Origin of the sequence: Microbacterium sp. SL75, from assembly GCF_026625865.1 — a bacterium.
Classification (GTDB): Bacteria; Actinomycetota; Actinomycetes; order Actinomycetales; family Microbacteriaceae; genus Microbacterium.
On the sequence record NZ_CP113067.1, the window covers coordinates 1,174,636 to 1,197,018 of the forward strand.

Here is a 22,383-nt window from a genome sequence, read left to right on the forward strand (position 1 = left end):
GGCGTTTTGGACACTCGACGTGGGTGCGCGGGCGGCGAGCGACGCGCCGCCCCCGGCCAGCGTCCACGCAAATCCCCCCTGGACGCCGCGCACCGTCGGCCCATAGTGTTGACGTCAACATCCCCCACCGCGGCCTCAGGTCGCCATGTGCCGCACCGTCGCGGCGCGGATCGGAACAGACGCAATGACGCCTCGACGCCCGCTCACCTCACGCCTGCTGGCCGCCGCCACGGCCGCTCTGCTCGCCACCGCCCTGGCATCCCCCCTCGCGGCGAGCGCGGCAGCCGGCGTCCCGACCGATCCGAACGACGGCGTCCCCCGCATCGACCCACCCGCCACGTATACGACCTTCCAGCCGCTCGCTGATCCGGGTTCCGGCGCGACCGACTACTTCCAGCCGAAGTGGTTCGACACCGACGGCCGGCACATCCAGGCGCACGGCGGGCAGGTCGTCACGACCGAGGAGAACGGCCAGACCGTCTACTACTGGTACGGCGAAGACCGCACGAACGGCTACTGGAACAGCCCCGGCGTGGCGGTTTACCGGTCGACGGATGCCAAGAACTGGACGAACCTCGGAGACGCCCTGCGCAGCATCTCGACGCGCGACGACCTGCTCACGCCCTACTTCGAGGACCTCTACGACACCGTCGACGAGAACGGCCAGCCCCGCACCGAGAAGATCGATGCCCTGGCCTACCACCTGAACTCGACGCAGAACTCCGACTACACGGCGATCTTCGAGCGCCCGAAGGTGCTGCACAACGACAAGACCGGTCAGTGGGTCATGTGGTGGCACGCCGACGGACGCATCGAACCCGGCGGCAGCACCTATGCCCGATCGATGGCGGCGGTCGCCGTTTCGGACTCCCCCGCGGGGCCCTTCCGCATGACGGGCGCCTTCCGCATGCCCAACCGCACCGACTACCAGGCGTGCACGCCGTACGCGGTTCCCGGTCAGGCGCGCGACATGACGGTGTTCCAGGACGACGACGGCAAGGCGTACATCTCGTACTCGTCGGAGGAGAACTACAGCCTCTACATCGCCGCGCTCGACGACAGCTACACGAACGTCACGCACACCACAGACCGCGACACCCTCGACGTGAACCAGTACTCCGAGGACGGCCGGTACCCCTACGTGTTCGCCGACGGTACGCCCGATGCGCCGAAGCGCGGCACCGACTTCCAGATCGTCAAGGAATGCGGCCACCTCGAGGCCCCCGCGATCTTCGAGCGCGACGGCACCTACAGCGTCGTCACCTCCGGGGCGACCGGCTGGGCACCCAACCCGCAGACGTACTACACCGCGAAGAACCTGATGGGCACGTGGATCCGCGGTGTCGATGCGAACGACGTGAACGAGACCGTCTCGTACGACGCCATCCCCGACGGGGGCGACGGCCTGCTCTCGATCGGCGACGTGCGCCGCTCGACCTTCGGCTCGCAGACGACGAACGTGTTCGAGCTCGAGCCCGGCAAGTTCGTCTACATGGGCGATCGCTGGAACGAGGGAAAGTCCGACTCGACCTACGTCTGGCTCCCGCTCACCGTGGGCGAGAACGGCCGGTTGGAGATGCACAACCCCGCGGCGGAGGATCCCGCGCGCTACGGCGACGGCTGGGATGCCTCCTACTGGGATGACAAGGGCTTCGGTCACGGCACCTGGAAGGCCGACACCGCCGCGCTCCCCCAGAACGTCCGACGTGGCGCCACCCCGCAGCTGCCGGCCAGCGTCCCCATCACCACCTCCGCCGGCACCGCCCCGGTCGCCGTCACGTGGTCGACGATCGACACGAGCGCGCTCGGCCCCCAGACCATCACCGGCACTCTCGCCGCCGACGCGCAGTTCACCGCCGGCCGCTCGTTCCAGCGCACGATCACCGTCGCCGAGCCCGGCGTCGCCGACATCGCCCCCGAGGCGACCGTCACCGCGTCGAGCCGCAACGACCTCGTCGGCACGCTCACCGACGACAATCCCACGGCCAAGGGCTGGGACGACTGGACCGGCAACGGCTATCCGCGCGACAGCTGGCTGCAGTTCGACTGGGGTACGGACCGCACCTTCGACTCGATCGTGGTGCACACGTACAAGGACGGCTCGACCGCGACCTGGCCCTCGCGCATCCAGGTGCAGTACCGCGACCCGGCCGGCGCGTGGAAGGACACCGCGGTCGAGGCGACCCTCGCTCAGGATGCCAGCACCCCGGCCCCCACGGCCGTGATCAACGCCCGGACACTTCCGGCAGCGAGCGCTCTGCGACTGCGTCTGACGAGCGAGGCGAACACGTGGCAGTCGATCTCGGAGGTCGACGTGTGGGGCGACGCCTCGGCCGCGAACGTGTGCCGCGGCGGCGACGCCCAGGTGTCGGCATCCTTCCACCAGACGAAGTGGGCCACGATGCCCGCCTCGAACGCGTGCGACGGCCGACTGGGGACGGCATGGTCGACCTGGACCGACGCGGGCTACAAGGACACCGCGACCTTCACGATGGAGACGTTCGAGATCCACCGCCTGAACGAGGTGCGTTTCACGAACATCGAGGGATCGATCGCCGGCGTCTCGCTGGAGTACCGGGACTACCACGAGAACCAGTGGAAGCCGCTGCCTCTCACGGGTGACGCGCCCACCGTGACGAACGGCACCGAGACGACGCTGTCGTTCCCGAAGGTCCTCGCCACGGGTCTGCGCCTCACCTTCGCGACTCCCGGGTCGTATCTCAAGATCCCCGAGATCTTCGTGCCCGAGGCCGGCGGCATCGTGCACATCGACCCGGCAGTGAAGACGGCCCCGAACGCCTCGGGCTGGCACACCACCGCTCCCGTCTCGGTCTCGCTGTACCACGACGGCAACAGCGACGTCGTCGTGCAGCATCGCCTCGACGGCGGGGCGTGGAGCGACGACCTCGACTTCCCGATCACCGCCGACGGCGACCACACCGTCGACTACCGCGCGTTGTGGAACGGCCGTGAGGTGCCCGAGGTCGCCGGATCCCTGCCCGTCCGCATCGACACCGCCGCCCCGACCACCGCGGCCTCGGTCGAGGAGCCCTCGACCCTGCGGCGCCTGATGCAGCCGGCCGCGGTGTTCCAGGCTCTGGCCCCCACCGAAGCCACGGTGGTGTTCGCTGCGACGGATGCCACCTCGGGCGTTGCCCTGACCGAGTACTCGCTCGACGGAACCACGTGGACCACCGGCTCCCGCGTGACCCTCACGGGCGCCGGCGACCACGTCGTGCAGTTCCGCTCGACCGATGTGGCGGGCAACCGCGAACAGGTGCGGTCCGTGACCGTCACGGTGCGAGCGGGCACCGCCCCGGGCGACGGCGACGGTTTCGGCACGGGCCCCGGCACGGGCTCCGGCACGCCCGGTGCTCCCGCGGGAACGATCGGCGGGCCGGGGAGCTCGGACGGCGGCACCGCCAGCGGTCTCGCCGTCACAGGCTCAGAGGCACCCGTGGTTCTCGGCATCCTGGCCCTGGCTCTGTCGGCTCTCGGCGCCGCGCTGCTCGGGGCACGCCGCCGCCGCGCCTGACCGGGTGCGCGCGTTCCCCCGCCGCGCACCTCGCGAGTGTCCAAAACACCCGGACGAAATTTTGGAACGTCCGGGTGTTTTGGACACTCAACGGGCAGACGACGCGTCACCGACCGCCCAGCGGAGGCAGCGCGCGCCGCGCAGGCCGCGCGCCGCCTGCCCACTTGAGTGTCCAAAACACCCGGACGAAATTTCGGAACGTCCGGGTGTTTTGGACACTCAAGGGGCGAACGCGGCGTCACCGCCCGCCGCGCGACGACTCACCCGAGGTGGGCGACCGCACGGAGCGCGGGAGCGCCGGGCACACGCGGGAGAATGGATGCCATGCGCGCGATGATCATGGATGCCCTGGCCGAAGCCCTCGAGGTGCGCGAGGTCGAGGAACCGAGCGCGCCGGCGGGCGGGGTCGTGGTCGAGGTGCACGCGACGGGACTGTGCAAGAGCGACTGGCATGCGTGGGTCGGGCACGACGATGTCGCACTCCCGCACGTGCCGGGACATGAGCTCGCGGGGGTGATCGTCGAGGTCGGCGAGGGCGTGCACCGCTGGAGCGTCGGAGACCGCGTCACGGTGCCGTTCGTCATGGGGTGCGGCGTGTGCGAGTGGTGCCGCGGCGGCGACGCGCAGGTGTGCCCCGACCAACAGCAGCCCGGTTTCACGCAGTGGGGCAGCTTCGCCGAGCGCGTCGTGCTGCGCGCGGCCGACACCAACGTCGTGCGCATTCCCGACGACGTCTCGTTCGAGGCCGCCGCGGCCCTGGGCTGCCGCTTCGCCACCGCCTACCGCGCGCTGACCGGTCGGGCCAGGGCCCAGGCCGGCGAGTGGATCACCGTCGTGGGAGCGGGCGGGGTCGGCCTGAGCGCCGTGATGATCGGTGCCGCCCTCGGCGCGCGCGTCATCGCCGTCGACCGCACCCCCGCGGCCCTCGATGCCGCCGAGAGACTCGGTGCCGAGCACACGCTACTCGCCGACGGTTCCGACATCGCCGCAGCCGTGCACGAGCTCACCGGCGGCGGCAGTCACGTCTCGGTCGACGCCGTCGGCAGCGCGCAGACGGCCCGCGATGCCGTGCTGAGCCTTCGCCGTCGCGGCCGGCACGTGCAGATCGGCCTGCTGCCCACCGCCGATGGCGAGACCCCGATGCCCATGGCACGCGTGATCGCGTGGGAGCTCGACCTGCTCGGCAGCCACGGCATGGCCGCGGTCGCCTACCCCGAGATGCTGTCGCTCATCGAGAGCGGCGCCCTGCGCCCGCAGGAACTCATCGAGCGAGTCGTCGGACTCGACGACGCCGCCGGTCTGCTCCCCACGATGGACTCGGCCTCCCCCGCGGGCATGACGATGATCGACCCGCGTCGGTAGGCGTTACGCCCGGGGTTCGACGGGGCCGTCGTCGGCGCGCGGAGCCTCGGGCGTGGTCGGGGCACTGGAGGAGTCGGCATCCGGTGCATCCTTCGGCAGGAGCAGCGGGCGATCGATGGTCGAGGTGACCTTGGTGGGGTCGACCACCAGCAGCAACAGCGCGAGCGAAACCAGAGTGACGATGAACGTCGCGCCGGCCGCGACCAGCGCCACGATCAGTGCGCGCTGGATCTCGTCGGCGGGACGCGTCTGGAAGAAACCCATCGACATGAGCGTGACGAAGCCGGCGAACAGCGCGGCGATGAAAGCCAGACCGAGAAGCTGGACGGGCTTCATCAGATCGCGGCGGGTGGTGGGCTTGTCGGTCATGACGCGGCCTCCTCGGAGGGTACGGCCGGAACGGGCTCGGGGCGACGCGGAGAGAACCCCGCGATCGCGAGGAACACGGCGACGACCGCCGCGTACCCGCCGAAGAGTCCCACGGCGATGGTGATACCGGTCAGCGTGAACGAACCCGCCCCGGCGATGCTGTAGTCGAGCGCGTACTGCTGGATCGGGAGCATCAGCACCACCCCGAGCACGAGACTCAGGATGCCGATGAGCACGCCGTCGCGCGCGCCCGCGGCCCCGACCGTCTTGCGTTGGCGCAGGGCGCCCACCAGCTCGATGACGCCCGAGAGGATCGCCCAGGCGATGACGACCCCGAAGAAGACACCGGTCGTGCGCCAGCTGCCAACGCTGCCGACCAGGCCCGCCACGATCGATACGGCCGCGAGGAGGGCCGGCGTCAGGCGCTGATCGCGCGGGAAGACGAGCCACACCGACAGCACGAAGACGAGCCCGGTCGCGATCGCGAATCCGCTGAACACGCCCAGCCCGAGAGGGGCGGAATGGTCGGACGAGAAGGTGACCATCACCGCGGCGAGAGCGGCGAAAAGGGCGCGCGCGAGTTGCACGTGGCGAACGTCGAAGGCTCGCTCGGAAGAAGGAGTGGTCACGGAGGGTCCCGGAGAGACGGTGTCGATGGCATCCAGTCTATTCCTCGGCGCCTGAGCGGACTTCGTGGACGCTCGACGTCGAGACGCTTACCCGGGCCCCTCGTCAGACCGCTCGAGCGGGCACCGCCTGCCGGGCGGGAGCGGACGGGCGCAGCATCGCCATCGGAGAGGCCCCGCGGATGCCGCGGATCGGGGCGATCTCTTCGAAGCCGAGGCGGCTGTAAAGCCGACGATTGTCGGGAGTCGACGACTCGAGGTAGGCGGCCTCTCGCGTGACGTCGAGAGTCTCGAGCCGGGAGCGCAGGAGCGCGCCGCCGACGCCGAGTCCTCGAGCCTTCGGCGAGACGCCGATCTGCGCCAGGTACCAGTGCGGTGAGCGAGGACGGTGGCGGGCCAATCGCGACGACAGGGCAGCGGCCCGGACGACACCGGCGAGGCCGAGCGCCGACAGGTACCCGGGGATCTGGCGCCAGGGCAGGGACGGCGCGCCGGGGCCCTCCCACGCGGCGACCCCGAGGATCTCGTCGCCGCCGGCGCGGCGGGCGAGGTCGACGCTGCCGGTTTCGAAGGGGGCACCGCGGAGCATGGCCGTGAACAGGGTGGTGAGCCGCTCGAGGCGGCGGCCTCCGGGCAGGATCGCGGCCATCACGGGGTCGTCGCGGAATGCGTGCGCGAGCACGGCCGCGGCGGCGGGGAGGTCGGCTTCGCGAGCGGGGGTGACGTGCAGTTCGGTCATCTCGACCTCCAATTGGTCCGGGTGGATATATTCAGTATGCGAGACTCGACCGCCCCGATCGCTTGGAGAACGCCGTGAACACCGAGGCCCCCACTCGTGATTACCTTCCCCTCGAGGAGCGCCGAGAGCGCCTGCTCGACACCGCGCTCTCGGTCGTCGCCGATGCGGGGGCATCCGCGCTGAGCCTGCGACGGGTGGCCGAGCGCGCGGGCGTCGCCCACCGCGTGGTCACCTACGCCTTCGGGTCGAAGCAGGCCCTCGTCGAGGCCGTGCTCCACCGCGCGTCGCAGCGCGCGCTCGACGCGGTCTGGGCCGACGACCTGCCGCTGGACGGGTTCGCCGAGGCCGTGCGCCTTTCCCTGCACGGCCTCGCTCACGATCTCCGCCGCCACGAGAGCGAGTACCGCGTGGTGAGCGAGCTCACGGCATCCGCCCGCGCTCATCCCGAACTGCGCGCCGCGGCGCAGAGCGAGATCGAGGCGAGCGTGCGGGCCATCGCCCAGAGCATCGAGCGGTGGTCGGACGCGACCGGGCGCACCCTGAACACCCCCACGCCGATCGTCGCCGCAGCCCTCCGCGCGAGCGTCGACGGATTGGTCGAGTGGTGGTTGAGCAGTCACGACGAGCAGGCCCTCGACGACGTCGTCGACGTGCTGGCATCCGCCTTCGTCGGTCGGGAGGCCGCTCAGGACCGACCGGACACCGCCGAGCGATGAGGGTGAGACACCACTGGGGGATCCACGACCTCTCGCGCCGACAGCATTCGTCGATCGAGCACCCTGGCCGCACCTGAAGCCGTCGTCCGGTGTGCGGCGTCAGACGGATCGCGCCTCCCCGACGCCGAGCAGCCAGGGCGATAGCCTCTCGACGATCCCTCGAGCGGCCCGAGCATCCCCCCTCGACCGCGGCCGAGGGCATCGTGTCCGACACCAGAGGAGAACATCGTGACCACGCAGCCCGCACCCGCCGGAACCACCTACCCGGGCAAGACGCTCGGCATCATCGGCCTCATCGTCGCCTTCCCGTTCAACCTGATCGGCCTGATCATCTCGATCGTCGCTCTCGTGCAGTCGAAGAAGGCCGGGTACAAGAACACCCCCGCACTGATCGGCATCATCGTCGGCGCCGTCCTTCTCGTGGTGGGCATCATCGTCGCCATCATCGTCATCAGCGTCTTCGCGGGCATCTTCGCCGCGTGCGGCGACCTGGGACCGGGGCAGCACTACGTCGACGGTGTGACGTACACCTGCTCCTGAATCGCACTCGAGCACGCAGAGGGACCGGGCCGCACGGCTCGGTCCCTCTGCGCGTTCTGCGATCGCGTTCGAGACGGACGTCAGCGCGGACGACATCGGAGTGCCCGCGCCGGCGGTCACCTGCACCTGGATGACCGCCGAGCCGTCGGTCGGGGCGACGCGGTCGGCACCCACCCGGCGGACACCACGAGCACCGCCGCCGCCGTGACCGGGATCACGGTGGCCGATGTGCCCGGCGAAGGCCGAAGCACAGCGACCGGCGGCTGAGCGACAGATCGATCTCGAGGGGGACGCGGATACTCCCCGGGGCGGACGACCCCGAGGCCCCGGCTCGCTGGGATGGGAACATGACCTCCTCACCCGTGCTCACCGCCTCCGGCCTCGTCAAGCAGTACGGCGCGCTGCGCGCCCTCGACGGCGTCTCGCTCACGATCCGCGCCGGAGAGTCCGTCGCCGTGATGGGCGCCTCGGGCTCGGGCAAGACCACGTTGCTGCATTGCCTCGCGGCCGTCATCGCCCCCGACGCGGGCTCCATCGTGCTGAGCGCCCCCGGCGCCGCCCCGCGCGAGCTCGTCGGGCTGAGCGAGAGCGAGCGCGCCCGGGTACGTCGCGAAGCGCTCGGCTTCGTCTTCCAGGAGCACCTGCTGCTGCCCGAGCTCACGGCCGTCGAGAACGCAGCGCTCCCCCTGCTGTTGAAGGGTCTTCGCCGACAGGATGCCGAGCGGCACGCCGCCGTCTGGCTCGCCGCCCTGGGTCTCGCGGGGATGGAGGGTCGGCGCATCGGCCAGCTCTCGGGCGGTCAGGCGCAGCGCGTCGCGATCGCCCGCGCCCAGGTGACCGGGGCTCCCGTCGTCTTCGCCGACGAGCCGACCGGTGCCCTCGACTCGACGACCTCGTCGGAGGTGCTCGACGCCCTGCTGCTCGCCACGACCGGCCAGGGCCGCACCCTCGTCATGGTCACGCACGATGCCGACGTCGCCCGCCGCTGCTCGCGGATCGTGCGGGTGCGCGACGGGCGCATCGTCGGGGATTCGGAGACGGATGCCGCGGTAGCGCTGTCGCCCGCGAGCCCGGCGCCGCGATCCGCTGCGGCGTGGCCGGCCCCCGCGTCCACCCCGACCCCGGCCGCGGCCCCGACCCCGACCTCGACTCCGGCCTCGGCCTCGACCTCGACCTCGACCTCGACCTCGACCTCGACGGAGGCGAACCGATGAGCACCGTCCTCCCCCTCGCCCGGCTGCTCTCGCGCCCCGCGCGCCAGGGCCTGGCGGCGATCGCCCTCCCGGTCGTCGCGTTCGCCGTCACCACCGCGCTGCTGCTCGTGGTCGCGGGCGGGGCGCGCATGTTCCTCGTGGACCCGCGAGCCGGGGCAGAGGGAGGGCTCTACGGCATCCTGGCCGTGCTCGCCCTGGTGCTGCTCGCCGTACCGCTCGTCACCCTCGGCGCGGCCGCCGCGCGCCTGACGAGCCGCCGCCGCAACGACCGCCTCGCAACCCTGCGCCTGCTCGGCGCGAGCACACGCGAGCTGTGGTCGCTGACCGTGCTCGAGGCGACCGCGATCGCGACCGCGGGGGCCCTCACCGGAGTGCTGCTGTACGCCGCCCTCCTTCCCCTCGTCGGGCTGCTGCCGTTCTTCGGCGGGCCGGTCGGCGTCGGTGCCGTGGTCGTCGACCCGCCGTTGGGGGCCGGGGTGCTGGCATCCGTGGTGCTCATCGGCGCGGCGAGCGCGGCCGCGAGCCTGCGCGGGGTCGCCGTCACCCCGCTCGGCGTGCGCACACGGAGCGAGGCGCCGGCGAAGAAGACCACGGCGTTCGTCGTCGGGGCGGTGCTCATCGTGGGGGTCGTGGCGCTCGTGGGGAACCTCGGCGCTCTGGCGCCGCTGCTGGGGCCGGCCGTGACCCTCGTCGTGCTGCTCGGCCTCTTCGCCGGGGCCCTCGCCCTGCTCAACCTCATCGGCGCCCCGATCGTCGCCGCCCGCGGGCGCGCGATGGCCCGGCGTGCCCGCTCCGCCGCCGAACTCGTCGCCGGCCGAGAGCTCGCCGCCCACGCGGGCCCCGCCTGGCGCCGCGTGTCGGGCATGGCGCTCGTGTCGTTCATCGCGGTCGTCGCCGGGTGCGGTCTCGCGATCGCCGACGCCGCCGCCGAAGCAGGCCCCCTCATGGCCGACATCCGCACGGGCGTTCTCGTGACCCTCGGCATCGCCTTCGTCCTGCTCGCCTGCGCGGTGGGGGTGACGCAGGCGGCATCGGTGCTCGAGGAGCGCGAGCTGATCGTGGGCCTGGATCGCCTCGGCATCCCGGATGCCGAGCTCCGCCGCGCCCGCCGCATCACCGTCATGGTGCCGCTGCGGTGGGCCGCCGTGGGAGGCGCGGCTCTCGGCCTGATGCTCGCGTTCCCCCTCGTCGGGATCAGCCTGATCGTCGCGCCACTCTCGGTGCTCACGATCGCGCTGACCTTCGCCGCGGGCTTCGCGCTGGTGGCCGCGGCACTGGCGTCGACGCGGCCGATCGTCACCGGCATCCGCCGCGGCGCCCTCTGACCCGCGGGACCGTCGCACGGCGCCCGTCGAGTGTTGAGTGTCCAAAACACCCGGACGATTCCGCAAAACGTCCGGGTTTCTTGGACACTCAACGCCTATGCCCACGCCCACGCCGACTCAACGCCCACGCCCACGCCCACGCCCACGCCCACGCCCACGCCGACTCAACGCCCACGCCCACGCCCCCTCCGCGCCGAGAGGGCGGCTCCCGGGTGCTAGCGTGCCGAGGTGATCCCGGATGCCACTTCCCCGCGCCGTATCCACGTTTCGGCCGCGGTCATAACCGACGCCGAGGGGCGCCTGCTGCTCGTTCGCAAGGCCGGCACGACGGCGTTCATGCAGCCCGGCGGCAAGCCCGAGGTCGGCGAGACGCCCGCCGAGACGCTCGCGCGCGAACTGGCTGAGGAGGTCGGCCTGCGCGTCGACCCCGCGTTGCTCGAACCCCTCGGCTCCTACGCCGCGAGCGCGGCGAACGAACCGGGCTTCGAGGTCGTGGCCGAGGTCTTCCGCGTCGACATCGGCGACCAGGAGCCGACACCGGATGCCGAGATCGCCGAGCTCCGCTGGGTCACCACGGCCACGGCATCCGGTCTCGAGATCGCCCCTCTCGCCCGCGAGTACTTTCTGCCCGCCTGAGGCCCTCGCGACCCGAACGCGCGTTGAGTGTCCAAAACACCCGGACGGATTCGAAAGTCGTCCGGGTGTTTTGGACACTCAACCGGGCCGGGCCGGACCGGACCGGGCGCGGCACCGGAGCGGGCGCCGGGCACGCCCCGCGCCCACCCCGCGGCGCCTTACCAGCTGCCCTTGCTGTAGTCCTTCAGGAAGATCCCGAACAGGTCTTCGCCGGCCTCGCCGCGCACGATCGGGTCGTACACGCGCGCCGCGCCGTCGACGAGGTCGAGCGGGGCGTGGAAACCCTCCTCGGCGAGGCGCACCTTGGTGAAGTGCGGGCGCTCGTCGGTGATCCAGCCGGTGTCGACGGCGGTCATGAGGATGCCGTCGGTCTCGAACATCTCGCGGGCGCTCGTGCGCGTCAGCATGTTCAGCGCGGCCTTCGCCATGTTCGTGTGCGGGTGGCCGGGGCCCTTGTAGCCGCGACCGAAGACGCCCTCCATCGCCGAGACGTTGACGATGTACTTGCGCCGCGCCGAAGACGCCGCCATCGCGGGGCGCAGTCTGCTGACGAGCAGGAACGGCGCGGTCATGTTGGCCAGCTGCACCTCGAGCATCTCGAGGGGCTCGACCTGGTCGACGTGCTGCGTCCAGCTGTTGATGCGGTCCTCGTCGGGCACGAGCCCGCCCGCGTCGATCGCCGTTCCGGCCGCCAGACGCTCCAGCGACGACGACCCCGCCGCCATCGCCTCGGCGGTCAGCTCGTCCGCAGTGCGCGCGGCCGACGCGAGGATCGGGTGCGCCGACACCGACTGCGCGAGGGCGAGCGGGTGGGCGTCGTTCGTGTGGCCGAAGGTCACCAACTCGGGCAGGGGTCCCTCGGGCAGCGGTGCGAGTTCGGCATCCACCAGGGGTTTGTAGGCCCCCGGAGAGCGCCGAACCGTCTGCGCGGCGTTGTTGATCAGGATGTCGAGAGGACCCTCGGATGCCACGGACTCCGCCAACCCGATCACCTGGGCGGGGTCGCGCAGGTCGATGCCGACGACCTTGAGCCGGTGGATCCAGTCGGCGCTGTCGGGCAGCGACGAGAAGCGGCGCACCGCGTCGCGCGGGAAGCGCGTGGTGATGGTCGTGTGCGCGCCGTCGCGCAGCAGCCGCAGCGCGATGTACATGCCGATCTTCGCGCGGCCGCCGGTGAGCAGGGCCCGCTTGCCGGTGAGGTCGGTGCGGGCGTCGCGCTTGGCGTGGCTCATGGCCGCGCAGTCGGGGCAGAGCTGGTGGTAGAACGCGTCGACGAGGGTGTAATCCTGCTTGCAGATGTAGCAGGCGCGGGCCTTGATGAGTTCTCCGGCGAAGGGCATGGACGTGCGAGCGGCCAGCGGGATGCCGCGCGTCTCGTCGTCGATGCGGTCGGCGGCGCCCGTGGCGGTCGCGGCCACGACCGCGCGGTCGGCCTCGGCGATGCGCTGACGCTTCTCTTTGCGCGACTGGCGCTTGACGTCCTTGTAGAGCTTGCCGGTCTGGCGGCGCAGGGCGATGTACGCGGGATCCTCGGGGTCGAGCGAGGACGCGGCGTCGATGACGCGCAGCGCGATCTCGAGCTCGGTCGGATCGATGGATACCGCCCGCGCGGCATCGCGGTCGGGGTTCAGCTGTGTTTCGGGCACAGGGAAGTGTACCGAGGCGAATCTGGACGATCGGTGGGCCGGGCGTGTCGCGGCCCGGACCGCCGCGTCACGAAAACAGGGGATGCCACCAGAACAGGACGATTCGCCGTGAAACGGCCTGTTCTCAGCGAATCCCCTGTTCTCGACGCAGGCCCCCGGGAGCGGTCGGGCGCCGCGTCAGCGCTGCCCGGACTCGACCCAGCGGGTGTGCGCCTTCAGCGCGTGCAGCACCGCGAGACGCACGGCGACGTACAGCACCGCGCCGATCGCGACCAGGGCCACACCCCAGGTGAGCAGAAGGATCAACATGTGCGCCCCGAACATCCCGCGAGCCTAGCGGGAGGCGGGGGAAGCGGCAGTCGACGCGCGCGCCTCTCCCCCGACCGAAGCGCCCGTGCCCTCCGACACGTGGCGCGACCGGTCGTACCGCAGCAGCCACTTCTGCGCCGGGATCTCGACCGCCCGGTGCAGCACCCACGCGATCGCCAGCGCGATCGCGAAAGCGGCGAGCGCGAGCAGAAGCGCGTGCCGCCAGGGCAGCTGGGGGTGACCGTCGGGCCACGACGACGACACCGACGCGATCACGAGCAGGTGCACGAGGTAGAACGCGAACGACACGCGTCCGAGCTCCTGCCACACAGGGCGCGCGAGGAACGTCGACCGCCCGTGGGCGTCGGCGGCGGCGAGAGAGGCCACCAGCAGAGCGAACGACCCGACGGTCGCGGCCAGGCCGGGGTGGATGTCGGTGCCGGGGATCGGGGGAGCCTCCGACAGGGCGTAGCCCACGACGGCGAGCGGGACCGTGTAGCGCAGCTTCAGCGGCATCCATGCCCCGCTCTTCAGCACCAGCGCGAGGGTGACGCCCAGCACGAACTCGGGCAGGCGCAGGAGGGGAGTGGATGCCGCCGCCATCGGCACCGGAGACACCGCGGCGATCTGCGGGGCCAGGGCGACGAGCACGAGCGATCCCACGACCACGACGGTCCGAGCGCGGTTCGATAGACGCACGAGGGGCCGGATGAGGAACGGGAAGCTCAGATAGAAGAAGGCCTCGCACACGAGCGACCAGCTCGCGGGGTTGCCGGCCTGCCACCAGTCGGGCACCCAGCCGTTGACGAGGAAGACGTTCGCGACCAGGGGCGCCCGTCCCGCGGTCCGGATCTCGGGGACGAGGGTCGCCGCGGCGACCAGAGCCAGTCCCACGCCGACGAGATGCAGGGGGTAGATGCGGGCGAAGCGGTGCCAGTAGAACGACCCGGCGCTCTGGCGCGGCTTGTGGCCCCAGGCGAGCACGAAGCCCGAGAGGATGAAGAAGAGCGTCACGCCGGTCTTGCCGGCTTCGAAGACGAAGGCCCAGACGGTTCCGGCGGTGCCGCCGAAGTACTCGACCGCCATGAGGTGGTGACCGAAGATCAGCATCGCCGTCGCCCAGCGGAGCCCTGTCAGAGAGGGCAGGTGGCGCGCGGGGTTCGCGGGGTTCGCGGGGCGGGATGCCGTCGCCGGAGCCGTCACGCGAGGAGCGGGTGCCGTCAAGGTACTGATCGTCGTCGCCTCCGCGTCGTCTCGCTGGCCGGCGATCAGCGACCCGTGCGGGGCGCACGAGTCCACACCGACGCGAGAGAAAATACCGGTCGAGTGCCAAGAAAAGCCTGAAAGGCCCGGGGGTTGACGGCGACAGCCTCCCTTCTCCTGGACGAGGAGCGGACCCGGTGGATAGCCTGGCGACTCCGCGCCACGCAGGGGGAAGAGGGCAGATGGCCTCGCGTTCGATCGACCCGGTTCCGCCCGAGAAGCTCGCCCGCCGCGCGCGGGCTCTTGCGTTCGTGCTGGCGCCGATCTTCGTCGTCGTCGCGGTCATGTACCTGTGGATCGGTCTGGACGAGCCCACCCTCCTGGCGGGCGGGGTGACAGTCGGGCTGCTCAGCGTGCTGTGGCTGCTGGCCGCCGTTCGCCCGTCGCCGAACGTGCACCTCGCGGCCCTGGCGGTGGCAGGAGGCGGGGGCGTCATCGCCGCCGTGGTGGCGTTCGCTTCGATCTCGGCGACGAACGGCCTCTCGGTCACGTATCTGATCGGGGTGGTCATCAACATCGCCATCGGCTACTTCTTCGTGCGCCTGACCGTGCGGGCCCTCAGCGCCCCCTGAGCCCGCGCGCGGGAAGCCCCGACCGGCAATCCGAACCGAGCACGCCTCCGAAATGATCTCGGCGGTCCCCCACCCGAGGACCGCGCACTCGCCCGGAGGAATGATGTTCGAGACGCACACGCCCGCTTTGGCGCGCCTGGACGCGTTCACCAACGTGACCGATCTGCTCGTCCGCCGTGCGGAGGAAGCCCCCGATCACATCGCCTTCGAGGTGCCGACCGACAGCGGGTGGAAGCCGGTGACCACCGCGGCCTTCCTCGATGCCGTCCGCGCGCTCGCGAAGGGAATGGTCGGCGTCGGCCTGCAGCCCGGCGACACCGTGGCCATCATGGCGCCGACGCGCTACGAGTGGGCCGTCGCCGATCTCGCCACCTGGTTCGCCGGGGGCGTGGTCGTTCCCGTGTACGACTCGTCGTCGGCCTCGCAGGTCGATGCGATCGTGCGCGACGCCGGCGTGCGCCTCGCGGTCGCCGGAACCCGCGCGCACGCCGACCTCCTCACCGACGCACTCGCGCAGGCCGGGGACGAGACGCTCGGCACCTGGGCGATGGCGGGCGTCGAGAACGTCCCCTCGCTCGACGAGCTCAGCGCGCGGGGTGCCGATGTCTCCGAGGCCGAGCTCGAGAGCCGCCGCATCCGCGCCGGCCACGACGATCCGGCGACCATCGTCTACACCTCGGGAACGACCGGCGAGCCCAAGGGCGCCGTGCTCACGCACGCGAACTTCCTCGGTCAAGTGCTCAACATCGCCGCCGCGTACCGCGAAGTGGTGAACCCGCAGGGCAACACGATCATCTTCCTCCCGCTCGCCCATGTGCTCGCGCGCGGCCTGCAGCTCATCTGCATCGCGAGCGGCATGCGCATCGCGCACCTCTCCGAGCCGGCGCAGGTCGTGCCCACCCTCGCCGTGCTGCACCCGACCTTCCTCGTGGCGGTTCCCCGCGTCCTGCAGAAGATCCAGTCGGCCGCGGGCGAGAAAGCCGCCGAGAAGCACCTCGGCCGGCTGTGGGCTCGCGCCGTCGCCACCGCGATCCTCGGCGGGCGGTTCGAAGAGTTCCGGGATGCCGGCCACCCGCGCCGCGCTCCCCTCGGCTTCCGGGTGCGAAAGGCCGTCTTCGACGCGCTTTTCTACGCGCGGCTCCGTTCCGTGATGGGTGGGCGGGTCGGGTACATCCTGTCGGGAGGGGCGACCCTCGATCGCGATCTGTCGCTGTTCTTCCGGGGCATCGGGGTCCCGGTCATCGAGGGCTACGGCCTCACCGAGACGACCGCGCCGCTGACCGGAAACCTGCCGGGGCGCATCGCCTCGGGCACGGTGGGACTCCCCCTTCCCGGATCGACCGTGCGCATCAGCCCGCAGGGAGAGGTGCTCGCCCGCGGTGTGGGCGTGTTCTCGGGGTACCGCGACCCCCGTCACGACGCCGATGCATTCGTGGACGGTTTCTTCCGCACGGGCGACCTCGGTCGCATCGACGACTCGGGGCGGGTCATCCTCGAGGGCCGCCTGAAAGACGTCATCGTCACCTCGAACGGCAAGACGGTGGTGCCCGCCCGCTGGGAGGGCGCGGTCGAGGCGAGTCCGCTCGTGCAGCACGCCGTCATGATCGGCGAGGGCAAGCCCTACCTCTCGGCCCTGTTGATCCTCGATCCCGAGCAGTCGGCCGCCTGGGTGGCCGCGAACGGTTCTACGCTCGAGCCCGGCATTCCGGGCGCCGTGCGCGCGATCGACGACCCCCGCCTCACCGCCCACCTGCAGACCGCCGTCGACGCGGCGAATGCCCTCGTGTCGCGCAGTGAGCAGGTGCGCCGTTTCACCGTCGTGCTCGCCGACCTCGACGATCGCGAGCTCGTCACCCCGACTCTCAAGATCAAGCGCCGCGAGGTCCTGCACCGCGCCGCCGACACGATCGACACCCTGTACAGAGGAGCCGCATCATGACCGCACCCGTTCCCCCCACCTCGGAACGGTCCCCCGCGACCCGGAACCTCACGGCGCTCGTCGCCGTGGTGGTGGCCCTCGTCATCGGCGCGGGGCTCGCCGTCGCCGGAAGCTTCCGCGGTGCGCAGGTCGGTGGCATCCCGGTGTTCGCGATCGCTGTGACGGCGGCCTTCGTCATCCAGTTCGTCGTCTTCCTCCCCTCGGCCCTGCGCCGCACCGAGCGGTTCTTCGACCTGACCGGCAGCCTCACCTTCATCGCCGTCTCGATCGCCCTCGCCCTGCTCGCCCCCGCGCAGGACGCCCGCGGGTGGATCCTCGCCGCGATGGTCGTCGTGTGGGCCGCGCGCCTCGGTTCGTTCCTCTTCGCGCGTGTGCACCGGGCGGGTACCGACGGACGCTTCGACGAGATCAAGACGAACCCGCTGCGCTTCTTCCAGGTCTGGTGCATCCAGGGGCTCTGGGTGGCTCTCACCGCGTCGGCCGCCTGGATCGCCATGAGCGCGGATGCCGCCGACCGGGCGCCCCTCGACGGGTTCGCGGTTGCGGGGATCGTCGTGTGGCTCACCGGGATGGTGTTCGAGGTCGTCGCCGACCTCCAGAAGCAGGCGTTCCGCGCCGACCCCGCGAACAGGGGGGAGTTCATCCGCACGGGCCTGTGGTCGCGGTCCCGGCATCCCAACTACTTCGGCGAGATCCTCGTGTGGGTCGGTGTCTTCCTCGTCGCCGTGCCCGTGCTGAAGGGCTGGCAGTGGGTCGCCGTCCTGTCGCCGCTGTTCGTGGTGCTGTTGCTGACGCGGGTCAGCGGCATCCCTCTGCTCGAGAAGCGCGCCGACGAGCGCTGGGGCGACCGGTCCGACTACCTCGCCTACCGTGACCGCACTCCGGTGCTGATCCCGGCGCTGACCGCGCGGTCGTGAGGTGCCCGACGCTCACGCCGCGACGAGCTGCGCCGCAACCCGCGCGATCCGCGCACGCAGCTCCGAGACGGTGCGGTCGAACGCCTCCACGCTGCCGCTGTTCGCGGGGTCGCGGATCGACCAGTGCACGTCGTCGCGGCCCTTCATCTGCTCGTGCGCCTGGTCGCACACGCTGATCAAGAAGTCGCCGGGGCGCGCCACCTGGTCGAGCGCTCGGGGCCTGGCATCCGGGTCCAAAGGAATGCCGTGGCGGGTCGCTGCGTCGATCGTTCCCGGATTCACGCGATCGGCCGGGTGCATTCCTGCGGAGGCGGCGGGAATGCCGCTGTGGTCCACCCAGATCGCCTGGGCGAGCTGAGATCGGGCGGAATTGGCGGTGCAGACGAAGACGACGCGACCGCCCACCGACGTGGGGTCGGCGGCGAGCGCCGAGAATGCGTCGGGGATCAGTTGCAGGTAGGTGCGGCGGCCGTCGAATTCGGAGCGCACCCGCCGCACGATTCCCCGTTCGTGCAGCACATTGGTGTGGAAGGCCACGAGGTTCGACTTCATTCCGAGGGCGGCCGCGATCTCGCTCGACGACATGTCTCCGACCGCCAGAAGGTCGACGATCCGCAGACGACCGCGGTCTCCGAGCGCCGCGAAAGCGTTCGCCCTGCGCTGAAGGTCGTCCATTATGCACCCCAAGAATGCGCCGCGCCATCGGTCGCAGCAAAGTCTTTTCACTCAGTAGCGTTTGAGCGATCGCGACCGGCACAGGTCCATGTCACCGGTCGCGATCACTAGACAATCACAGCAACGAGGGAGTTTCCCATGGGTATCGGCAGCGGCATCGCACTCTTCGTGATCGGTGCCATCCTGGCCTTCGCGGTCAACCTCGACCTCGGTGGCGTGGCGAATCTTCAGACCATCGGGTACATCCTGATGGCCGCGGGCGTCGTCGTCTTCGTGATCAGCCTGGTCTTCATGTTCCGTCGTCGTTCGGTCGAGTCCACGACCCGTTCCACGGTCGACCCGGCCAGCGGCCAGAGCGTCACCACCCGTCGCACCAGCGACAACGGCGACCCCCTCGTGTGACGACCCTGTCCGAGCTCCACCCGCACGGCGACCGGCCTCTCGACGAGGATCCGATGGGCACCCCCGACGCGACGCTCCCGTCGCTCGAGGGCGCCTTCGCGGGGCGTTACCGGCTGATCGAGCCCCTCGGCTCCGACCGCGAGGGCACCGTGTACCGGGCGCGCGACGACGTGCTCGCGCGCGATGTGGCGGCGAAGGTCTTTCCTCTCGACCCCGACGAGGTCGCTCATCCCCGCCGGCGACTCGCGGCCGCGCGCATCCTCACCGCCCTCGATCACCCGTCGCTCGTGACGCTGTACGACGCGCACCTCACGCGCGAGGGGCATGGCTACCTGGTCATGGAGCTCATCCCGGGTCCGACCCTGCGCCAGCATCTCGACGACCACGGCGCGCTGGCTCCCGACGTCGCCGCGGGACTGCTCCAAGATGTGGCCGAGGGCCTCGCCGCGATCCACGAGGTCGGTATCGTCCACCAGCACCTCGAGTCCTCGAACGTGCTGTTGCGCCCCGAGCGCGCCGCGCCCCGCCCCTTCACCGCCGTCCTCGCGGACTTCGGCGTGACCCAGGTGCTCGGCGCCCGGCCCGCCCCCGCGCAGACGCATCCGGATGCCGAATACCTCCCGCCCGAGCGACTGCATGGCGAGGCCGCGACCCCGGCATCCGACATCTACGCCCTGGGCTTGTTGGCGCAGGAGATGCTCACGGCCGAGGGTCCGTTGAGCGGCGGTGCGATGCAGGAGCTCGTGCTCGGCCCCCTGGACTACGACCCCGAGGTGCCGCAGGGCTTCGGCTACGGCTGGGAGGTGCTGCTCACGGCCATGACCGACCCGAATCCCGCGGGCCGTCCGACCGCCGGCGAGGTGGCCGATCTCGCGCGCGAGCTGCGGAGCGGGCCCGTGCCGGAGGATTCACCGGCCGTCGCCGCGGTCTCGGCGGACTCCACCGCCGTGGCCGCCGTCACCGCCGATGCCGAGCCGGTCACCGCGCTCCGCGCCGTGAAACAGGCGCGGGAGACGTCGGCGCGACGCCGTCGACCCCCGCTGTGGGCCTGGGTCACGCACTACCACTGAGCCGAGTTCAGTCCTCCGCGGGCAGCGCGCGCTGGGCCACGAGGCGCCGCGCCTCGACCGCGGCGGCGGCGAAGTCGGCATCCGGGTCGTCCATGATGATCACGGTGGCCCGCGCGTGCGCGCTGACGACGTCGTACGGCGAGGCCGCCGCGCGTTCGACGGTGGGCTCGGCGCGCCAGCCGATCGCGGCGAACGCCCGGCTGAGGCTCCGCTGCGTGTCGTGGTCGCCCCGGCCGAACTGCGTCGACAGCTCGTCGGCGAGGCTTTCGCGCTGATCGTCGGGAACGAGACCGGATGCCGTCCGCCAGGCCGCCCGGGCCACCTCGGGGTGTCTGTCGCGCAGCACCGCCGGCGTGATCGCCGTGTAGGCGATCGGGTCGCCGATCTTCGACAGGGTGTGCAGGGCCTGGCTCCGCGCCTGGGGGATCTCGGACCCCACCTCGGGGAGCAGGGCGGGCACGGTGCGCGCGGGGTCGTGGCGCGTGAGCGCCCACGTCAGCATGTCACGCACGAAGAAGTCGGATTCGACCGCGCACCGCGCCACGAGCACGTCGACGTAGCGATCATCGGGTCGCGTTCCCGCGGCGAGCGCGGCCTGCAGCCGGGCCGAGGCGTCGGAGTGCTCGAGGGCCGCGCGCAGCCGGTCGGCGGGTGTGGGGTCGGTCATGGTCGATCCCTCCTTCGGATCCAGCGTTTCACGGCCCGGGGCGGGGTGGGCCGTGCGGTGGTCCGCCCGGCCGCTGTCTTCCTAAAGTGGATGCCATGAGACGAACGTCGACGACGGCCCTCGGGCTCACTCTCGCCTCGGTCGGCCTTCTGCTGCTCGCTGCCTGCGCGCCGACCGGCGAACCCGGAACCGCTGACTCCCCCACCCCCACCGCGATCGCATCGCAGACACCGGCCGGCGTTCCCGCGGTCTCGTCTCCGCGCGAGTGCGACGACGTCGATCTCATCGCCGACGCGACGGTCACCGGCGATGCTCTCTCGGCGTGCGTGATCGCATACTCGCGCGCCGCGGGCAGCGGCCACCTGCACCTGCAGTCGGCCGATCTGACGGGCGAAGCCGACTTCGTCTTCGGCGACGCACCCGCGACCTCGGGATCGGTCACCGGCTCCGACGGCACGCACGACTTGGTGCTCACCTCCGACGAGGCGTGGGTGAGCTTCGACGGCGCGTGGGTGCGCGCCGACGCCACCAGCAGCGACTACCGCGCGGTCATCGCCGCCACGATCGGTGAGACGTACCGGGCGTTCGCCGATCCCTCGGCCGCCGCAGCGCTGCTCGCGGCCGCTCCCGGCTGGACGGTGCAACCCGATCAGGACACCGTCTCACTGCCCGACGGCACCGAGGTGCGCGCGTGGCGGGTGCACGCGAACGGCTCCTTCTCGGCATCCGGGGTCGACGTGAAAGACATGACCGTGTGGCTCGGCGAGGGGCACCGCGTCGTCGCCATCCAAGAGACGGGATCGTTCGGCGGCATCGAGACCACCACGATGCAGCAGTTCACGGGGTGGGGCGAACCCGTGAAGATCGAGGTCCCGAAGGGCTGACCGCGCTCGGCTTCCTCGGCACGGCCCGCCGTGCTCAGTCGAGGCGCGTGAACCGCCAGCTCTTGCCGTTCTCACCGCACTCAGGCATGCGCGGGCTGTTCCAGTCGGGGTCGCGCAGCACGGAGCCGCCCTTGCCCGCGCGCAGGATGAGCGACGAATCGTCGAACTGCACCCGGATCCCCCACTCGCCGACGACCTCCCAGGTGGCGGGCCCGGTGTAGACGCCCGTCCCCGCGGGCGCGAAGCAGAGGTGCCGGCGGCCGTTGCGGTTCTGCCGCGCCTCGTCGCGGTCCTGACGCGTCACGTCTCCGCGAGGGGCATCGATGACCTCCGCCGTACCGTCGCGCTGCAGCCGGATCCGCATCTCGCTCCCGGGCGCGGATCCGTCCAAGGCCCCGCGCCACTCGACGGGAGCGACGGAATCGCGCACCGCGTGATCGTTGGCGCTGGTGAGACTCGCCCCCGCGACGACCGCGATGACGAGCACCACGATCGCCACCAGCAGGCCCCGGCGTTCCCGGAACACACGTGGAAGCCGCGGGGCGCGATCTGACGAGGACATGATGTGGAGCGTACGACGGCGAGTGTATGTCGGGCGTATCCTGCCACCATGAGCACAGGGGCGATCGTCCTCGCCGTCGTCGGTCTCGCGTTCATCCCGATCCTCGCCCTGTGCGGGCGCGGGGTCATCCCGAGGGGCTGGGGAGTCGGCATCCGGCTTCCCGCCATCCAGCAGAGCGACGCCGCGTGGAGGGCCGGGCACCGCGCCGCGCTGCTGCCCTATGCCGTGTTCGCCCTCGCGGCCGTCGGTGTCGCGGTTCTGCCGGTGGTGGCCCCGGCTCTTGCGGACGCCGATCCGGCCCTGACGGCGCTGGTCATCATCGCGGGACTCGTCGTGGGCGGGATCCTGGGCAGTCGTGCGGCCAACCGGGTGGCCTCCGACCGCGAGCGGCGCAACGTCTGAGCGGCCGGCGGTG

Annotated in this window: 23 protein-coding genes; 14 read left to right on the plus strand and 9 right to left on the minus strand. The window is 71.3% G+C overall.

What is annotated here, in order from left to right; all coding sequences use genetic code 11:
• Positions 1–184 precede the first annotated feature (184 nt).
• Positions 185–3,535 carry an OmpL47-type beta-barrel domain-containing protein gene (locus OVA17_RS05375; protein ID WP_267788679.1) on the plus strand — a complete coding sequence of 1,117 codons (3,351 nt, stop codon included), beginning with the start codon at positions 185–187 and terminating at the stop codon, positions 3,533–3,535.
• 324 nt (positions 3,536–3,859) lie between these two features.
• Entirely contained in the window at positions 3,860–4,897 is a 1,038-nt protein-coding gene (locus OVA17_RS05380) for a zinc-dependent alcohol dehydrogenase family protein (protein WP_267788680.1), read from the plus strand.
• Positions 4,898–4,900: 3 nt separating this feature from the next.
• Here the strand turns inward: OVA17_RS05380 and OVA17_RS05385 are convergent, their stop codons facing one another.
• The 3 genes from OVA17_RS05385 to OVA17_RS05395 all read right to left on the minus strand — a co-directional run bounded on the left by OVA17_RS05385 (position 4,901) and on the right by OVA17_RS05395 (position 6,631).
• On the minus strand, positions 4,901–5,266 hold the full coding sequence (locus OVA17_RS05385) for an amino acid transporter (protein ID WP_267788682.1): 366 nt from the start codon (positions 5,264–5,266) through the stop codon (positions 4,901–4,903).
• Complete coding sequence (locus tag OVA17_RS05390; RefSeq protein WP_267788683.1) at positions 5,263–5,895, minus strand: acyl-CoA synthetase; 633 nt, start codon at positions 5,893–5,895, stop codon at positions 5,263–5,265. The genes OVA17_RS05385 and OVA17_RS05390 overlap by 4 nt, the downstream gene beginning before the upstream one ends.
• A gap of 103 nt (positions 5,896–5,998) precedes the next feature.
• A complete protein-coding gene (locus tag OVA17_RS05395) occupies positions 5,999–6,631 on the minus strand; it encodes a GNAT family N-acetyltransferase (protein ID WP_267788685.1) in 633 nt (210 codons plus the stop codon).
• A gap of 74 nt (positions 6,632–6,705) precedes the next feature.
• Here OVA17_RS05395 and OVA17_RS05400 point away from each other — a divergent pair, with 74 nt between their 5' ends.
• The 5 genes from OVA17_RS05400 to OVA17_RS05415 all read left to right on the plus strand — a co-directional run bounded on the left by OVA17_RS05400 (position 6,706) and on the right by OVA17_RS05415 (position 11,062).
• The gene (locus OVA17_RS05400) at positions 6,706–7,347 is read left to right on the plus strand and encodes a TetR/AcrR family transcriptional regulator (RefSeq protein WP_267788686.1); all 642 of its coding nucleotides are present in this window, start codon (positions 6,706–6,708) and stop codon (positions 7,345–7,347) included.
• Positions 7,348–7,575: 228 nt separating this feature from the next.
• Entirely contained in the window at positions 7,576–7,887 is a 312-nt protein-coding gene (locus OVA17_RS05405; protein WP_267788687.1) for a hypothetical protein, read from the plus strand.
• A gap of 347 nt (positions 7,888–8,234) precedes the next feature.
• Positions 8,235–9,101: an ABC transporter ATP-binding protein gene (locus OVA17_RS05410; RefSeq protein ID WP_267788688.1), complete on the plus strand. Its 867-nt coding sequence runs from the start codon at positions 8,235–8,237 to the stop codon at positions 9,099–9,101.
• 128 nt (positions 9,102–9,229) lie between these two features.
• Positions 9,230–10,426, plus strand: a complete 1,197-nt coding sequence (locus OVA17_RS16380; protein ID WP_324289938.1) for an FtsX-like permease family protein — start codon at positions 9,230–9,232, stop codon at positions 10,424–10,426.
• 228 nt (positions 10,427–10,654) lie between these two features.
• Complete coding sequence (locus OVA17_RS05415) at positions 10,655–11,062, plus strand: NUDIX hydrolase (protein WP_267788689.1); 408 nt, start codon at positions 10,655–10,657, stop codon at positions 11,060–11,062.
• A 158-nt stretch (positions 11,063–11,220) separates the two neighbouring features.
• Here the strand turns inward: OVA17_RS05415 and OVA17_RS05420 are convergent, their stop codons facing one another.
• From OVA17_RS05420 to OVA17_RS05430, 3 genes are all read right to left on the minus strand, one after another.
• Positions 11,221–12,708, minus strand: a complete 1,488-nt coding sequence (locus tag OVA17_RS05420) for an SDR family oxidoreductase (protein ID WP_267788690.1) — start codon at positions 12,706–12,708, stop codon at positions 11,221–11,223.
• A 177-nt stretch (positions 12,709–12,885) separates the two neighbouring features.
• Positions 12,886–13,032 carry a hypothetical protein gene (locus tag OVA17_RS05425; protein WP_210076720.1) on the minus strand — a complete coding sequence of 49 codons (147 nt, stop codon included), beginning with the start codon at positions 13,030–13,032 and terminating at the stop codon, positions 12,886–12,888.
• 9 nt (positions 13,033–13,041) lie between these two features.
• Entirely contained in the window at positions 13,042–14,241 is a 1,200-nt protein-coding gene (locus tag OVA17_RS05430) for an acyltransferase family protein (RefSeq protein WP_267788691.1), read from the minus strand.
• A 221-nt stretch (positions 14,242–14,462) separates the two neighbouring features.
• On the opposite strand from OVA17_RS05430, the gene OVA17_RS05435 reads away from it, so the two are divergent.
• From OVA17_RS05435 to OVA17_RS05445, 3 genes are all read left to right on the plus strand, one after another.
• Positions 14,463–14,852, plus strand: a complete 390-nt coding sequence (locus tag OVA17_RS05435) for a hypothetical protein (protein WP_267788692.1) — start codon at positions 14,463–14,465, stop codon at positions 14,850–14,852.
• 103 nt (positions 14,853–14,955) lie between these two features.
• Positions 14,956–16,791, plus strand: coding sequence for an AMP-dependent synthetase/ligase (locus OVA17_RS05440; RefSeq protein WP_267788693.1), 1,836 nt, complete (start codon positions 14,956–14,958; stop codon positions 16,789–16,791).
• Entirely contained in the window at positions 16,788–17,708 is a 921-nt protein-coding gene (locus OVA17_RS05445) for a DUF1295 domain-containing protein (RefSeq protein ID WP_267788694.1), read from the plus strand. The genes OVA17_RS05440 and OVA17_RS05445 overlap by 4 nt, the downstream gene beginning before the upstream one ends.
• A gap of 12 nt (positions 17,709–17,720) precedes the next feature.
• Here the strand turns inward: OVA17_RS05445 and OVA17_RS05450 are convergent, their stop codons facing one another.
• Positions 17,721–18,383 (minus strand): ArsR family transcriptional regulator, encoded by a 663-nt coding sequence (locus OVA17_RS05450; protein WP_267788695.1) that lies wholly within the window; start codon positions 18,381–18,383, stop codon positions 17,721–17,723.
• A 138-nt stretch (positions 18,384–18,521) separates the two neighbouring features.
• Between OVA17_RS05450 and OVA17_RS05455 the strand changes: the two genes are divergently transcribed.
• Both OVA17_RS05455 and OVA17_RS05460 read left to right on the plus strand, forming a co-directional pair.
• Positions 18,522–18,785: a DUF6458 family protein gene (locus OVA17_RS05455; protein WP_141377955.1), complete on the plus strand. Its 264-nt coding sequence runs from the start codon at positions 18,522–18,524 to the stop codon at positions 18,783–18,785.
• A gap of 53 nt (positions 18,786–18,838) precedes the next feature.
• Positions 18,839–19,855, plus strand: a complete 1,017-nt coding sequence (locus tag OVA17_RS05460) for a serine/threonine-protein kinase (RefSeq protein ID WP_267788697.1) — start codon at positions 18,839–18,841, stop codon at positions 19,853–19,855.
• A 7-nt stretch (positions 19,856–19,862) separates the two neighbouring features.
• On the opposite strand, the gene OVA17_RS05465 is transcribed toward OVA17_RS05460, so the two are convergent.
• A complete protein-coding gene (locus tag OVA17_RS05465; protein WP_267788699.1) occupies positions 19,863–20,522 on the minus strand; it encodes a HEAT repeat domain-containing protein in 660 nt (219 codons plus the stop codon).
• 95 nt (positions 20,523–20,617) lie between these two features.
• Here OVA17_RS05465 and OVA17_RS05470 point away from each other — a divergent pair, with 95 nt between their 5' ends.
• Positions 20,618–21,406, plus strand: a complete 789-nt coding sequence (locus OVA17_RS05470) for a hypothetical protein (protein ID WP_267788700.1) — start codon at positions 20,618–20,620, stop codon at positions 21,404–21,406.
• A 34-nt stretch (positions 21,407–21,440) separates the two neighbouring features.
• Here OVA17_RS05470 and OVA17_RS05475 read toward each other — a convergent pair whose 3' ends face one another.
• A complete protein-coding gene (locus tag OVA17_RS05475) occupies positions 21,441–21,968 on the minus strand; it encodes a hypothetical protein (RefSeq protein WP_267788702.1) in 528 nt (175 codons plus the stop codon).
• A gap of 48 nt (positions 21,969–22,016) precedes the next feature.
• Between OVA17_RS05475 and OVA17_RS05480 the strand changes: the two genes are divergently transcribed.
• Complete coding sequence (locus OVA17_RS05480; RefSeq protein ID WP_267788704.1) at positions 22,017–22,370, plus strand: SdpI family protein; 354 nt, start codon at positions 22,017–22,019, stop codon at positions 22,368–22,370.
• Positions 22,371–22,383: the final 13 nt, after the last annotated feature.

What these genes read in the sequence shown, in the direction of transcription:
- OVA17_RS05375 (WP_267788679.1), top strand. Translation starts at nt 185, where the DNA reads ATGACGCCTCGACGCCCGCTCACCTCACGCCTGCTGGCCGCCGCCACG.
- OVA17_RS05380 (WP_267788680.1), top strand. Translation starts at nt 3,860, where the DNA reads ATGCGCGCGATGATCATGGATGCCCTGGCCGAAGCCCTCGAGGTGCGC.
- OVA17_RS05385 (WP_267788682.1), bottom strand. Translation starts at nt 5,266, where the DNA reads ATGACCGACAAGCCCACCACCCGCCGCGATCTGATGAAGCCCGTCCAG.
- OVA17_RS05395 (WP_267788685.1), bottom strand. Translation starts at nt 6,631, where the DNA reads ATGACCGAACTGCACGTCACCCCCGCTCGCGAAGCCGACCTCCCCGCC.
- OVA17_RS05410 (WP_267788688.1), top strand. Translation starts at nt 8,235, where the DNA reads ATGACCTCCTCACCCGTGCTCACCGCCTCCGGCCTCGTCAAGCAGTAC.
- OVA17_RS16380 (WP_324289938.1), top strand. Translation starts at nt 9,230, where the DNA reads ATGTTCCTCGTGGACCCGCGAGCCGGGGCAGAGGGAGGGCTCTACGGC.
- OVA17_RS05425 (WP_210076720.1), bottom strand. Translation starts at nt 13,032, where the DNA reads ATGTTCGGGGCGCACATGTTGATCCTTCTGCTCACCTGGGGTGTGGCC.
- OVA17_RS05435 (WP_267788692.1), top strand. Translation starts at nt 14,463, where the DNA reads ATGGCCTCGCGTTCGATCGACCCGGTTCCGCCCGAGAAGCTCGCCCGC.
- OVA17_RS05440 (WP_267788693.1), top strand. Translation starts at nt 14,956, where the DNA reads ATGTTCGAGACGCACACGCCCGCTTTGGCGCGCCTGGACGCGTTCACC.
- OVA17_RS05445 (WP_267788694.1), top strand. Translation starts at nt 16,788, where the DNA reads ATGACCGCACCCGTTCCCCCCACCTCGGAACGGTCCCCCGCGACCCGG.
- OVA17_RS05450 (WP_267788695.1), bottom strand. Translation starts at nt 18,383, where the DNA reads ATGGACGACCTTCAGCGCAGGGCGAACGCTTTCGCGGCGCTCGGAGAC.
- OVA17_RS05455 (WP_141377955.1), top strand. Translation starts at nt 18,522, where the DNA reads ATGGGTATCGGCAGCGGCATCGCACTCTTCGTGATCGGTGCCATCCTG.
- OVA17_RS05460 (WP_267788697.1), top strand. Translation starts at nt 18,839, where the DNA reads ATGGGCACCCCCGACGCGACGCTCCCGTCGCTCGAGGGCGCCTTCGCG.
- OVA17_RS05465 (WP_267788699.1), bottom strand. Translation starts at nt 20,522, where the DNA reads ATGACCGACCCCACACCCGCCGACCGGCTGCGCGCGGCCCTCGAGCAC.
- OVA17_RS05470 (WP_267788700.1), top strand. Translation starts at nt 20,618, where the DNA reads ATGAGACGAACGTCGACGACGGCCCTCGGGCTCACTCTCGCCTCGGTC.
- OVA17_RS05475 (WP_267788702.1), bottom strand. Translation starts at nt 21,968, where the DNA reads ATGTCCTCGTCAGATCGCGCCCCGCGGCTTCCACGTGTGTTCCGGGAA.
- OVA17_RS05480 (WP_267788704.1), top strand. Translation starts at nt 22,017, where the DNA reads ATGAGCACAGGGGCGATCGTCCTCGCCGTCGTCGGTCTCGCGTTCATC.